Source organism: Parasphingomonas frigoris, from assembly GCF_036663815.1.
GTDB lineage: Bacteria > Pseudomonadota > Alphaproteobacteria > Sphingomonadales > Sphingomonadaceae > Sphingomonas.
On record NZ_JAXOJQ010000002.1, the window covers coordinates 889,357 to 902,636 of the forward strand.

The window sequence follows — 13,280 nt, forward strand, 5'->3', positions numbered from 1 at the left end:
ATGACCGCCCGCCCCCCCGTCACCGCGCTCGATTGCCTGCTGCGCCCGCGCTCGGTCGCGATCGTCGGCGCGTCGGAGAAACCCGGCGCGCTCGGCAATCAGGTGCTCGCCAATCTCGAGCGCCACGGCTTTGCGGGGGAGATCCATCTGATCAACCCCAAGGCACCGGTGATCGGCGGGCGGCAGGCGCTCGCCAGCATCGCCGAGTTGCCCGACGGGGTCGATGCGGCGGTGCTGGCGATCCCCGGCGGCGCGGTGCTGGGTGCGGTCGAGGCGCTTGCGGCGCGCGGCGTCGGCGCGGCGATCATCTTCTCGGCGGGGTTTGCCGAAGGTGGCGCCGAAGGCCTCGCCGCGCAGAGTGCCGTCGCGCGGATCGCGGCGGAGAGCGGGATGGTGATCGAGGGGCCGAACTGCCTCGGCATGGTCAATTATGTCGACGGGATCCCGCTCACCTTCGTCCAGGTGCCGGCGTACCGGCTGCGCGATGCGAAGGGCGTCGGCATCGTCTCGCAATCGGGCGCGATGGCGGTGGTGCTCGGGACCACGCTGATGGCGAAGGAGCTTGGCATCTCGCTCTCGATCTCGACCGGGAACGAGGCGGCCTCGGGCGTCGAGGATTATGTCGAGCATCTGCTGGCTGATCCCGCCACGCAGGTGATCGCCATGATCGTCGAGCAGTTCCGCCAGCCCGCGCGCTTCCTCGCGCTGGCGGCGCGGGCGCGTAAAGCGGGCAAGCCGATCGTGCTGCTCCACCCCGGCCAGTCGAGCGCGGCGCGCGAATCGGCGGCGACGCACACGGGCGCAATGGCGGGCGACTGGCAGGTGATGCGCACCAAGGTCGAGCGCGCCGGCGTGATCGTCGCGCAGACGCTCGAGGAGCTCGGCGACCTCGTCGACATCCTCTATCGCGCCGGAATGCCGCGGGCCGGTGGTGCGGCGGTGCTGACCGAATCGGGCGCGTTCAAGGCGCTGACGCTCGATCTGTGCGAGGCCAAGGGGCTGGCGTTGCCCGCGCCCTCCGCCGAGACCGCCGCGCTCCTGCGCGCTGCGGTGCCCGACTTCATCCCGGTCAGCAATCCGATGGACCTGACGGCGCAGGCGCTGGTCGATCCCGATCTCTATCGCCGGACGCTCGCCCCGCTGCTCGAGGACGATGCCTTCGCCGCGATCGTGCTCGGGATCATCCAGACCGACGAGACGACCTGCCACCTCAAATTCGCGCCGATCATCGCCGCGATCCGCGCGCTCGCGCCCGCCAAGCCGGTGATCTTCGCCGGGCTCGACGACGGCGCGCCAGTGCCCGTGGCCTATATCGCCGAACTGCGCGCGCTGGGCGTCCCCTATTTTCCGGCGCCGGACCGCGCGTACCGTGCGCTTGCGCGCTTGGCTGAGCGCGCCGCGCGCGATTTCGAGACGGCGCAGACCGAGGCGACCGCGCCGATCAGGGTGCCGGCGGGCGTCATTCCCGAATATCGCGCCAAGGCGCTGCTCGCGCCGTTCGGCGTCGCCTTCTCCAGGGGCGAGCTCGCCACCTCGCCCGAGGACGCACAGCGCATCGCGGACGAAATCGGCTATCCCGTCGTGCTCAAGGCGCAGGCCAGCGCGCTCAGCCACAAGAGCGATGCCGGCGGCGTGATCCTCGCCCTCGGCGATGCCGACGCGGTCGCGCGCGGTTGGACCGAGATGTACGCCAACATCGCCCGCCACGCGCCCGGGCTCGTGCTCGACGGCGTTCTGGTCGAGACGATGGGCGCGCGCGGCGTCGAGCTGATCGTCGGCGCCCGCAACGACCCCGAGTGGGGGCCGGTGATCCTCGTCGGCTTCGGCGGGGTGCAGGCCGAGATCCTGCAGGACGTGCGCCTGCTCGCGCCCGACCTGACGCCCGACGCGATCATCGCGGAACTGCGCACGCTCAAGAGCGGCGCGCTGCTCGACGGCTGGCGCAGTTCGCCCGCGCTCGATCTCGACGCGGTCGCGGCGATCATCGCCGCGGTCGGCCGCGCGCTTGCGGCTGCGCCGAACATCCGCGAGATCGACCTCAACCCGGTCGTCGTCTATCCACGCGGCAAGGGTGCGGTCGCGCTCGACGCGCTGATCCTCGCCGACTGAAGCGCTACACCTTCCACCCGCTTTCCCGGTGAAGCGCTCATGCGCTCAGCGTCGGTAAAACCTCACCCCTCGCGTGCCTCGATCCGCGCCAGCAGGTCGATCAGCTGCTGGTGATCGCCGGCGTCGAGATCGCGCAGCACATTGGCCTCGTGGAGGCGAATCTGCGCCAGCGCTTGCACGAACATCGCATGTCCGTCCGCGGTCAGCGACAGGATGAAGGCGCGCCGGTCGCCCGGGTCGGTCTGCCGGTCGATCCAGCCGCGCTCGGCCAATTCGTTGACCGGCGCGACCATGTTGGCGCGCTGGATGCCGAGCATCCGCCCGACCGTCCCCTGGTTGATACCGGGATTGGCATCGACGATCGACAGGATGCCGAACAGCACCTGGCGGACGCCGGTCCCCTCGAGCGCGCGCGCGAAGTCGCTCGCCATCACCGCCGAGGCGCGGCGCAGATGATAGCCGATCAGTTCCGCCAGCACGCCCAGGCTGGCGGTATCTTCGGTCGGTGACGGCACGGTGTCGGCCAAATTTTGCTCCTCAGTTCGAGCAGCGACGCTAATCGACATCGCCGAGGCGCTCAATCCCGCGCGACAGCGCCGCAAAGCGAGACCGCGCGCCGAGCAGGGCCGCCGCCGCGACGAGCGACCCCGCGCCCATCAAGGCCGAGACCAGCGGCAGACCGTAGCCCGCGGCGAACAGCCATCCGGCCAGCGCCGGCGCCAATGCCGATCCGCCGCGCCCGATCCCGATCACCAGCCCGGTCGCGCTCGCGCGCAGCTGCGTCGGATAGGCCTGCGCCAGCAGCGCGTAGATGCCGACCACCCCGGCATTGGTGGCAAAGCCGACGATCGCGCCGGTCAGCGAGAGCCAGCCGAGGCTGCCGCGTTGATAGCCGAACAGGATGACGAGTCCGGTCGAGGCGAGCATCGCCACCAGCGTCAGCCAATAGACCCGCACGCGCAGCGTCAGCAGCCCTAGCGTCAGCGACCCCAGCGCCCCGCCGACGCTCGCCCACACCAGCACCCCCGCCGCCATCGGCGGTGGGAAGCCGAAGTCGACGACGATCTTGGGGATCCATTTGAGGATGAAGTAGAAGGTCATGATGTGCGCGAGATAGGCGACCGTCATCAGCGCGGTCAGCGCGGCGTGGCGGCGCGAGAAGAGCGCAAGCACGCCCGCGCGGCGGGCCTTGGGCGCGGCAGCGGGCAGCGCGGTGATCGCCGCATGCCCCATCCGCGCCAGCGTGCGGTTGACCCGCGCGAGCGTCGCCGGGCCCGGCCGCTGCAGCGCGAAGGCGATCGATTCGGGCACGCGCCACAGCACCAGCGGCACGAAGCACAAGGTGGCGACACCGCCAAACACGAACACCGCGCGCCAGCCATAGTGGCCGAGCAGCACCGCGGCGATCAGCCCGCCGATGATCGTGCCGACCGGATAGCCGCCCGCCATCAGCACCACCGCGAGGCTGCGCCGCTGGCCATTCGCGGCTTCCGCGACCGCGGCGTTGGTCGCGGCGAGCATCCCGCCAATCCCGAGCCCGGTCAGCACGCGCCAGCCCGACAGCGACACCACGTCGTGCGCGGTCGCCGCGCCGAACATGCCGAACGCCATCGCGCACAGGCAGCCGAGGATCGTCGCGCGCCGCCCGAAGCGATCCGCCACGCCGCCGAGCAGCAGCGAGCCGATCGCCATCCCGATCAGCTCCATCGAGAGGACGAGCCCCAGTGCCGTGCGATCGATCCCCCATTCCGCCGCGATGCCCGGCGAGGCGAAGCTGATCGACAGCACGTCGAACCCGTCGAGCGCGTTGAGCCCGATCATCACCGCGACCACGATCCACTGGAAGCGCGACATGGGCGCACGCTCGATCGTTGCGCGCGGATCGTCAGTCATCATTCTCTCCTGTTTGGAGAAAGCTTGCGCGACTTTGCTATGCGCTGCAACCATTCCTCCTCAACGCCGCGAAACCACCGCGACGAACGCGACGCAGCGGCGGTAGAAGACCGGTCGCTCAGGGCATCGCTGATGGGTCGGCTCGCGGCAGCCGACCAAGCCGGTCGGCACGAACCGCGAGCGATCACGGGTGACGCCGCGGGCGAGACGCGGGTTGATCGGACGTCGCGGTCATTCCGAACCGAAGCTGCGCGACGACGGGAAAATGGTCCGATGGAAAGATCTTCCCGGCATGATCGGTGCGCACTTCGGCTCGCTGCGCCGTGAAACCGCGCAGGAAGATATAGTCGATCCGACGATCGGGCAGGCCGGTGAAGTCGTGGAAGGTGCGCTCCGGGCCCTTGCGAACGGGCGCGGCTGCCCATGCGTCGATCAGCCGCGCCGCGAGCTTCGAATAGGCCGGACTGTCGGGCGTCGCATTCATGTCGCCGGTGAGCACGATTGGCAGATTGCCGGCGATGGGTGCCAGGCGGTCGAGCAGGAGCGCTGCCGAGCGTTCGCGCGCGCCATCGTCTTCGTCGCGGTGGGCGAAGTGCGTGTCGAACAGGACGAACCGGTGCCTGATCCGGCCACGTGTTTCGAAAACGCCCCAATTCACCATGCGCGGCAACGTCACGCTCCAGGCCATGCTGCCGACCACGGAGGGCGTGTTCGACAGCCAATAGTCGCCGTGCCGGATCAGTCTCAGGCGATCGCGCCGGTAGAAGATGCCCATATGCTCGTCGGCATGCCCGCCCCGCCGGTCGCGACCGAACCATGCATAGCGGGGGAGTGCGCGAACGATGTCGGCGCCCTGCGTTGCGAACAGTTCCTGCGTCCCGATGATGTCGGGGGCGGCCGCGGCGATCGTCCGCACGAACAGCGCGCGTCGGTTGGCCCAGACGTTCGCGCCGTCGTCCGGATTGGGGTAGCGGACGTTGAACGTCATCACCCGCAAGCCGGCCGTATCGGGGGTGCGCGCCGCGACGGGCCCGACCAGACACAGCGAAAGCAGCGCGAAGAACCGCAGCATGGCAAAGCGCATAAACAATCATCTCTAAGAGGAAGATGCGATCGCCTGGCGCGGCGTCGCGCTCCTGTCATATCCAGCGATCATTGCGCGGCGATGACGGATTCGACGTTCTCCCCGACCGCGCGCGATCGACGCTTCTACCATCTCGCCTCGACCGAGACATGGGAACGTTTCTCGCTGCATGGCGTGAAGGCGCTGCTGACGCTGTACCTGATTGATCACGTGCTGGCCGGCGGTGCCGATGCGGTCATAGGATTGGCGCCTGCGCGCAAAATGCTCGAGGCGCTGTCGGGACCACTCACGCCGCTCGCCTTCGCCTCGCAGCTTTATGGGCTGTATGCGGCGCTGTCGTATCTGGTGCTGCCGATCGGCGGTGCGATCGGGGACCGTGTGCTGGGTCGGCGGCGCGCCGTCGTGCTCGGCGCGCTGACCATCGCCAGCGGGCATCTGTGCCTGATGCGCGAGGCGCTGCTCCTGCCCGCGCTGGCGCTGTTGATCGCCGGCACCGGATGCATGAAGGCAAACCTGTCGGCGCAGGTCGGCGACCTGTTTCCGGCCGGCGACGACCGGCGCAATCGCGCCTTCGCGGTGTATCTCGCCTTCCTCAACATCGGCGTGATGCTCGGGCCGCTCGTCTGCGGCCTGCTCGCCCAGCAGTTCGGCTGGCGCTATGCCTTCGGCGCCGCCGCGCTCGGGATGGCGGTCGCGCTGACGCTCTATCTCTCCGCGCCGCCGGCCCGCTCCGTCGCGCCGACCCGACGCACCATCGCGCCGCAGTCCGGCGTCTCGGGCACCGCGATCGCGGCGATCGGCATCGTCGTGCTTGCCTTCTGCGCATATAAGCAGGTGTCGAACATCTTCCTGGTCTGGATCGCCGGGCATATCCGCCTCGACGTCGCGGGCTTCGCGGTACCGCCGGCGTGGTTCGCCGCCGCCGACGGCTTCCTCACGATCCTGCTCGTCGCGCTCGTCACGGCGATCGGCAGGGCAGGCGCCCGGCGAGGTCATACCCCGCCGTGCAGCACGACCTTGCTGGCGCTGGGCTCCGGCGCGATCGGTGCGGGGTTCGTCGTGCTCGCCGCCGCGGCGATGACGGGAAGCGACAGCGCCCTCGTCCCGCTCGCGGCGCTCGTCCTGCTCGATCTGGGCGTGGTGCTCGTCTGGCCGGCGGGGCTCGCGCTCGTTACCGCGTCGGCACCGGCCGGGGCGAACGGCACGATGGTCGGGCTGTTCTATCTGCACGGCTTCTTCGCCAACCTGTTCGTCGGCTGGGTCGGCGGCTTCTACGAACGCGTGCCGATCGCCGCATTCTGGGGGTGGCATGCCGCCATCGCCGGCGTCGCGCTGCTGCTGGCGCTCGCGATGCGTCGGGTGATCAGCAGACGACCCATTCGATTGTCGTGATCGCGGCGGCATAGGCCTCCCCCGGCACGCGATCGGCGACGACGATATCGACCTCGGCAAAGCTCGCGACCGCGGCGACGCTGCACCGGTCGAACTTCGCCGCATCGACCGCGATCAGCACGCGTTCCGATTGCGCGATCATCTGGCGGCACAGCGCGGCCTCGCCGACATGATAGTTGGTAAAGCCCGCGACAGGATCGACCGATTCGGTCGAGATGATCGCCAGGCGTGGCCGGAATCGCGCGAGATAGGCGCACGCGTCGCTGTCGAAATAGGCACGGTAGCGGTGATCGAGCTCGCCGCCCGCCGCATAGACCCGGTTGCCGTTGCGCCCGCCAAGCTCCTGCACCACCCCGAGCGCATTGGTGACGACCGTCAGATCGCGTTTCGAGCGCAGGGCCTGCGCGACGTAATAACTGGTCGAGCTGGCATCGAGATACAGCGACTGGCCGTCCTCCACGCACCGCGCCACCGCGGCGGCGATGCGCTGTTTGGCGGCGGCATTGCGGCCGAGACGCACCTCGAACGCCCCCTCCTCCGCGGTCTTCGCCAGCCGCGCGCCGCCGTGGATGCGCTCGACCAGTCCAGCGGTTTCCAGCTGTCGCAATTCCCGGCGGATCGTCTCGTCGGAGACGGCAAGCGCCTCGGCCATCGCGACGATCGCATGCGCATCGCCATCGCGCAGGAGATCGAGGATATCGTGACGACGATCGCTGCGCTTCATCATCCGCGGTGCTTATCGGCTGCCGATCGCGCTTCCAAGGTCAATCCCTTGTCGATGTTGGCTTAATCCTGGACTTCATCAACTTTTCGCAAATATGCTCAGATTTTCCACAGCATTTTGCCGCTTTGTCACAAAATCGTATACAACCGGCCCTACCGCACCCTCGAGCGGGCAGTTCAGCCCAACACCATCCCAGGGGGGACCCATGATTTCGACCTTCACGATGCCGGTTCGCCGGCAGCGATCGCGCGCGCTTGCCTTCCTGACCCATGCCGCCCGTGGCGCGCTTGCGGTCGCGCTCGTCGGCATCTCCGGCACCGCCGCAATCGCCCAGACGACCACGCCCGAAAGCCAGGCGCTCCCGGTGCCGCCCGAAACCGCCAGCGCGGCGCTGACCGGCGATATCATCGTCAACGGTCGCCGCCAGCAGACCGCGCTCGCCGAAGAACATGACGCTGTCGGCGTGACCGACATCGTCACCACCGGCGACGTCGCGATCCATTCCCAGACCGGCATTGCCGATCTCGCCAAGACGCTGCCGGGGATCTCGGTCAGCCGCGATCAGGGCCGCAACCAGAGCGCGACCGGCGAGGCGCAATATGTCTCGATCCGCGGGTTCGACACCGGCTACAATGCGTACACGCTCGATGGCCTGCGCCTGCCGCAGGTTGCGGGAAGCTCGCGCGCGATCTCGCTCAACCTGTTCTCGCCGTTCGCGGTCGGTGCGATCGCGGTCGACAAGACCCCGGGCGCTGCCAAGGATTCGGACTCGATCGCGGGCATCATCGACCTGCGCACGCCGACCGCGTTCGATTTTTCGACCGACTTCACGCGGGCCCGCGTCCTCGCGCAGGGCGCGCAGCTCGCGCTCGATCGCAAGCAGAAGGGCTTTGGCGGCGCCGTCGGCTTCGATGCGGCACGCCGCTTCGGCAGCGACCGCCAGTTCGGCGTCTATGTCGCGGGCTATTATGAGGAGCGCGCCAACGCCGCCGAATCGACCGCGGTCCAGAACGACTACAAGACCACCAATTTCAACGTCGGCACCGCGCGCGCCAATGGCGACGCGCTGTCGGCCGACGGCGTCCAGTGGAACTTCTACAACAACCAGATCAAGCGCTATGGCGCGACCGGCTCGCTCGATTTCCACAGCGACCCGGTCGCGCTGTTCGCGCGCGTCAATTATGCGACCTATCTCAACACCAACACGATGAACCAGACCGGCCTGCGCAACGAACTGACGCGCGGCCAGACGAACGCGAATCCCGTCCGCACGCTCAGCGACGGCAGCACCACCCAGGCGTACAATGCGGCGGGGATCTACACCCCGCTCGGCATCAATCCGGCGAGCTATTTCCGGACCGAGGACGTCGAGCAGGAGCTGTTCTCGGCGCAGGTCGGTGGCAAGGCGCATTGGAACCGCATCACCGCATCGCTCGAAGGCGGCTATGCCAATGGCCGGTTCGACCAGCCCCAGCGGATCGAGGCGGCGTTCCGCGGGATCGCCTATAACGGCGCGGTGAGCAACACCGGGCCCGCCAGCGAAGGCGTGCTCGTCGACCTGTCCAACCCGCGTTCGCCCCGCCCGATCCTGTCGTCGGGCGCGAGCGCCTATGTGGGATCGCTCGACCGACCGACCCAGCTCTACGTCCAGCAGGGCTATGATTATCTGTCGGAGGTCAAGAAGACCGTGAAGGGCAGCCTCGGCTGGGAGGGCACCGGATTCCTCGCCAGCGTCGCGGTCGGCGGGCTGTACGAGGATTCGGATCGCAAGGGCCGGTCGCTGGCGCCAGACGCCACGCGCTATCGGTTCCTCACGCCGTTGCAGGCGGGCACCGTGCAAGGTCCTTCTATCAACCAATATCTCGGCTATGTCCTCAAGGATTTCCTCGATTACTACCCGGCGCGCGGGATCAAGGTCCTCGACCGCAGCCAGCTCGACTCGCAGGTCAGCCAGTTCGTGAACCAGGCGGCCGTCTCGCAGCAGGTGATCAACCAGGGGCTGCTGAAGGCGAACGAAAAGCGCACGGCGGTCTACGGCACCGCGACGCTGAAGTTTGGGACGCTCGAAGTCGTGCCGGGGCTCCGGTACGAGGACAACAGCTTCGACGCGCGGTACTTTTCGGCCAATGCGAACGGCGGCGGCAGCTTCGTCAATGCCGGACGCAGCTATGACCATCTCGATCCCAGCGTGCTGGCGGCGTGGAAGCCCGACGACCGGTTCGTCGTGCGCGGTGCGGTGCGATCGAGCTATGCGCGGCCCGGGTTCGACCAGATCGCGGGCCCGACCCGGCGGAGCGACCCGGATCCGAACGGCGTGATCACCGTCACCCGACCCAACCCGGATCTCAAGCCGGTCGAGGCGTGGAGCTACGATGCGGGCGTCGAATATTATGGCGGTGTCGGCCGGTATCTCCAGGTCGCGCTCTATTACAAGGACATGAAGAACATCCTGGTGCCGACCGGCACGCGGTCGCTGAGCGAAACCGTGGGCAGCGTCATCACCATCCAGCCCGCCAACGGCGGCGCCGGCACGGCGAAGGGCGTCGAGGCGTCGGGCCGCTTCACGATCGGCGACATGGTCGGCTCGCGCTTCCTCGGCAAATTCGGGGTCGGCGGCAATATCACCTTGCAGCGGACCACAGCGACCTACCAGATCTCGGCGACCGACATCCGTCACTCCAGCCTGCCGCAGGCGCCCGACCTGATCTACAATGCCGAGGTCTTCTATGCCGATGGCCAGTTCCGTACCAACCTGTCGTACAATTACACCGGTCGGTTCCTCGCGACCGTGCAGGACAGCCAGCCCGACATCTATGTCCAGCCGGTCGGCGAACTGAACTTCGGCCTGGCGTTTGCAGCGACCGACAATCTCGAAATTGGTGTCGCGGCGCGCAACCTGCTCGATCAGCATACCTATTGGGCGACGGTCGGCAAGTCGGAGCGGTACATCTCGAACGATCGCAACGGCGGATACATGAACACGGGCCGCGTGCTCCAGTTCAGCCTGACGATGAAGATGTAGCCCCTCCCCCGCCAGCCCTTACGCCTCCAGCCACACCTCGCCTGCAGATCGGGACTTTTGCGATGCGGTTACTCGGTATAGTTTCCACCACGGTGATCGCAGCGCTCATGCTCGCGCTGCCCGCGACGTCGCTGGCGGCACGGGGGCGCCCAGCGCGGGACGGATTGCAGCTCGAGCGCGTCGTCATCGTGATGCGGCACGGCGTTCGCGCACCGCTGTCGGGCGAGGTCCCGTCCGACACCCGAACCGCGCAGCCCTGGCCGCGCTGGCCGGTTGCGGACGGGCAGCTGACCCCGCACGGTGCCGCCGCGTTGCGCCTGCTCGCACGGCATGACCGCCGCTGGCTGGCGTCGCTCGGTCTGGCGCGGTGCCCGGTCGCCGGCACGGTCCGCATCTGGACCAACACCGCCGAGCGAACGATCGCCAGCGGCGAAGCCTATGCTGCGGGCTTTGCCCCCGGCTGCCTCCTCCCCGTCGGCCATCTCGCGGCCGACCAGATCGATCCGCGCTTCGAACCGCTTCGCGCCGGAGCAACCGCCTTCGACCCGAACACGGCGATCGCGTCGATCAACCGCTACACCGGCGGCATGGCCGCCCTCGTTCAGCGACACCAACCCACGATCGATGTCCTGAACCGCATCCTCGGCTGCGACGGCGACCAGGCCTGCAGCCCCGCCACGCCGGCAACGCTCGCACCCGCTGCGGATGGGCGCGGCGTCGACCTCACCGGACCGATCCGTGCGACCTCCGGGATCGCGCAGGTCCTGCTGCTCGCGGAAGCCGAAGGCATGCCGCGGTCGTCGGTGGGGTGGGGCCATGCCGATCCCGCGACGATCGCGCGAATCGGCACATTGCATGCGGCGCTGTTCGACGTTTTCACCCGCTCGCCGTATATGGCGTCGCACCAGGCCTCGGTGCTTGGTCACCACATCATCGACACGCTCAGGGCGCGCAGCGGTCCACGGCTGGAGATCCTGGTCGGCCATGATACCAACGTGACCGCGCTTGCCGCTGCGATGAGCACCGATCTCGATGCGCCCGGCTTCGCGCGCAACGACGTCGCGCCCGGCGGGGCGCTGGTGTTCGAACGCCTGCGCGATCGACGCTCGGGCGTGCACTTCGTCCGTATTTTCTATCGGACGCAGGCGCTCGGCGCCATTCGCTCGCTAAAACCGAACGTCACCATAACGCCGCTCAGCATTGCGGGCTGCACGACCCGATGCCGCGCGGACCGGTTTGCCGAGCTCCTGGGAAAGCGCCTTCCACCCTTGCTCAAGGGTTCGGGAGACTAAACCCCGACGCGGATGTGCGGCGGCCTGGGCAATCCCCTTTTCGGCGACCGCTGCCTGGGCATTTCGAGCGTCGAACCGATGACGATCATTTCGCGGAGCGGGGGCGGTCAGCGCGCGGCGGCGGCCTTTGCCGCGACGGCCGCGATCACGGGGGCCGGGTCGAAGTAAAAGGGTTTGATCTCGCAACATTTTCCGTCGCGAAAGCGGAATACTTCACACAACTCCGCCGGCGCCAGCGCGGGGTCGGCGAAGCGCAGCGACAGGATCGTCACGGCATGGTCGCGACCCGCCGTCGTCTCCACATGGTCCATCGCCACGACGTCCATCATGCCCATGACCTTGATGAACAGGTCGTGCAGGCCGTTGCGGCCCTCGTAACGCCCCGCCATCGGCAACCCGTCCGCCTCGATCGCGACGAAATCGTCGGTCAGCCGCGCGGCAGCGGCCTCCCAGTCGCCGGCACCGGTCAGTGCGTACAGCTCTTCAACAAAGGCGATCATCTGGTCGGGCGTCATCGCGCTATCCTCGATCGGGCGGGGTCGGGGGACACCATCCACCCTCCCGGTCGCGCGACGCACCTAGCGAAAAGGCCAGAATGATCGCGCGCCCGCGAGCGACTAGACCGGGTTTCAAGAGCGTATCGTCGAACGCCGATGCCGAATACCGAGAGGGGAACGCCAGCATGCCCGATCCATCGGCTCCGATGCTCGCACCGCGCGTGCGCCAGATCGTGCTGCTGCGCCGCCCGACCGGCGTGCCGGAGGAAAGCTGTTTCGGCCATCGCGAGATCGCCATGCCGGAGCCGGCCGCGGGGCAGATGCTGGTGCGGATGCGGGTCGCGTCGCTCGACCCGGCGATCCGCGGCTTCCTGGACGACCGCCCAAGCTATCTGCCGCCGGTCGAAATCGGCGCGCCGGTCACCGGCATGTCGCTGGGCGAGATCGTCGTGTCGCGCCATGAGGACTGGCCGGTCGGGACGCTGGTGCGTGTCCTCGGCAGCTGGTCGGATCATTTCGTCATCACGCCCGATGCCTTGGGCTTGGAGCGGGTGGTGCCGGTCGGCACCGTCCCACTGCGTGCCTACATGGGAGCGCTCGGCCCGGTCGGCCTGACCGCCTGGGTCGGCCTGTTCGCGGTGGCTGCGGCCAAGGCCGGTGACACGATCCTGGTTAGCGCCGCCGCCGGCGCGACCGGCAGTACCGTCGTCCAGCTTGCCAAGGCGGCCGGATGCCGGGTCGTCGGCATTGCCGGAGGCGCCGAGAAGGTCGCCCTGGTCCGCGCACTCGGCGCCGACGCCGTCATCGATCACCGCGCCTGGGCGGACCTCGGTGCAGCGCTCGACGCCGCCGCGCCGGAGGGGTTTGATGGCTATTTCGACAATATCGGTGGTCCCACGCTCGACGCGGTGTTGCCGCGGATGCGCGAACAGGGGCGTATCGCGGTCTGCGGCATGATCGCCCAATATAACGACGCCGACCATCCGCACGGCGTGACCACGCTGTGGCAATTGGTGGTGAGACGCCTGAAGATGCAGGGTTTCCTGACCTATGATTATGTCGATCGCCTGGGTGAGGCGCAGGCCATGCTGGACCGGCTGCACGCACAGGGTCGGTTGCGGCTGATCGAGACGGTGCATCACGGGTTCGACAGCCTGCCGCACGCGTTCATCGACCTGATGCAGGGTCGAACGACCGGCAAGACGCTCGTCGAGCTCGATGCTACGCGGTAGCACGAGCGCACGCAGACGACGATTGGACCACGACG

General features: G+C 68.2%; 10 protein-coding genes. 5 read left to right on the top strand and 5 right to left on the bottom strand.

Going from position 1 to position 13,280, the window contains the following annotated elements; all coding sequences use genetic code 11:
• A complete protein-coding gene (locus U1872_RS09645) occupies positions 1–2,109 on the top strand; it encodes an acetate--CoA ligase family protein (protein WP_332792660.1) in 2,109 nt (702 codons plus the stop codon).
• 62 nt (positions 2,110–2,171) lie between these two features.
• Here the strand turns inward: U1872_RS09645 and U1872_RS09650 are convergent, their stop codons facing one another.
• The 3 genes from U1872_RS09650 to U1872_RS09660 form a co-directional block, all read right to left on the bottom strand.
• Positions 2,172–2,636, bottom strand: coding sequence for a MarR family winged helix-turn-helix transcriptional regulator (locus U1872_RS09650; RefSeq protein WP_332792661.1), 465 nt, complete (start codon positions 2,634–2,636; stop codon positions 2,172–2,174).
• Between the two features lie 28 nt (positions 2,637–2,664).
• A complete protein-coding gene (locus U1872_RS09655) occupies positions 2,665–4,002 on the bottom strand; it encodes an MFS transporter (RefSeq protein WP_332792662.1) in 1,338 nt (445 codons plus the stop codon).
• Between the two features lie 184 nt (positions 4,003–4,186).
• Complete coding sequence (locus tag U1872_RS09660; protein ID WP_332792663.1) at positions 4,187–5,086, bottom strand: endonuclease/exonuclease/phosphatase family protein; 900 nt, start codon at positions 5,084–5,086, stop codon at positions 4,187–4,189.
• A gap of 81 nt (positions 5,087–5,167) precedes the next feature.
• On the opposite strand from U1872_RS09660, the gene U1872_RS09665 reads away from it, so the two are divergent.
• Entirely contained in the window at positions 5,168–6,478 is a 1,311-nt protein-coding gene (locus U1872_RS09665) for a POT-type proton-dependent oligopeptide transporter (protein ID WP_332792664.1), read from the top strand.
• Here the strand turns inward: U1872_RS09665 and U1872_RS09670 are convergent.
• Positions 6,450–7,205 carry a DeoR/GlpR family DNA-binding transcription regulator gene (locus U1872_RS09670; protein ID WP_332792665.1) on the bottom strand — a complete coding sequence of 252 codons (756 nt, stop codon included), beginning with the start codon at positions 7,203–7,205 and terminating at the stop codon, positions 6,450–6,452. The two genes, U1872_RS09665 and U1872_RS09670, sit on opposite strands and share 29 nt — an antisense overlap.
• A 202-nt stretch (positions 7,206–7,407) precedes the next feature.
• Here U1872_RS09670 and U1872_RS09675 point away from each other — a divergent pair, with 202 nt between their 5' ends.
• Together U1872_RS09675 and U1872_RS09680 are read left to right on the top strand one after the other, a co-directional pair.
• On the top strand, positions 7,408–10,224 hold the full coding sequence (locus U1872_RS09675; RefSeq protein ID WP_332792666.1) for a TonB-dependent receptor: 2,817 nt from the start codon (positions 7,408–7,410) through the stop codon (positions 10,222–10,224).
• A 62-nt stretch (positions 10,225–10,286) separates the two neighbouring features.
• On the top strand, positions 10,287–11,516 hold the full coding sequence (locus U1872_RS09680; protein WP_332792667.1) for a histidine-type phosphatase: 1,230 nt from the start codon (positions 10,287–10,289) through the stop codon (positions 11,514–11,516).
• Between the two features lie 107 nt (positions 11,517–11,623).
• On the opposite strand, the gene U1872_RS09685 is transcribed toward U1872_RS09680, so the two are convergent.
• Positions 11,624–12,031 (bottom strand): nuclear transport factor 2 family protein, encoded by a 408-nt coding sequence (locus tag U1872_RS09685; protein WP_332792668.1) that lies wholly within the window; start codon positions 12,029–12,031, stop codon positions 11,624–11,626.
• A gap of 167 nt (positions 12,032–12,198) precedes the next feature.
• On the opposite strand from U1872_RS09685, the gene U1872_RS09690 reads away from it, so the two are divergent.
• Complete coding sequence (locus tag U1872_RS09690) at positions 12,199–13,245, top strand: NADP-dependent oxidoreductase (protein ID WP_332792669.1); 1,047 nt, start codon at positions 12,199–12,201, stop codon at positions 13,243–13,245.
• Positions 13,246–13,280: the final 35 nt, after the last annotated feature.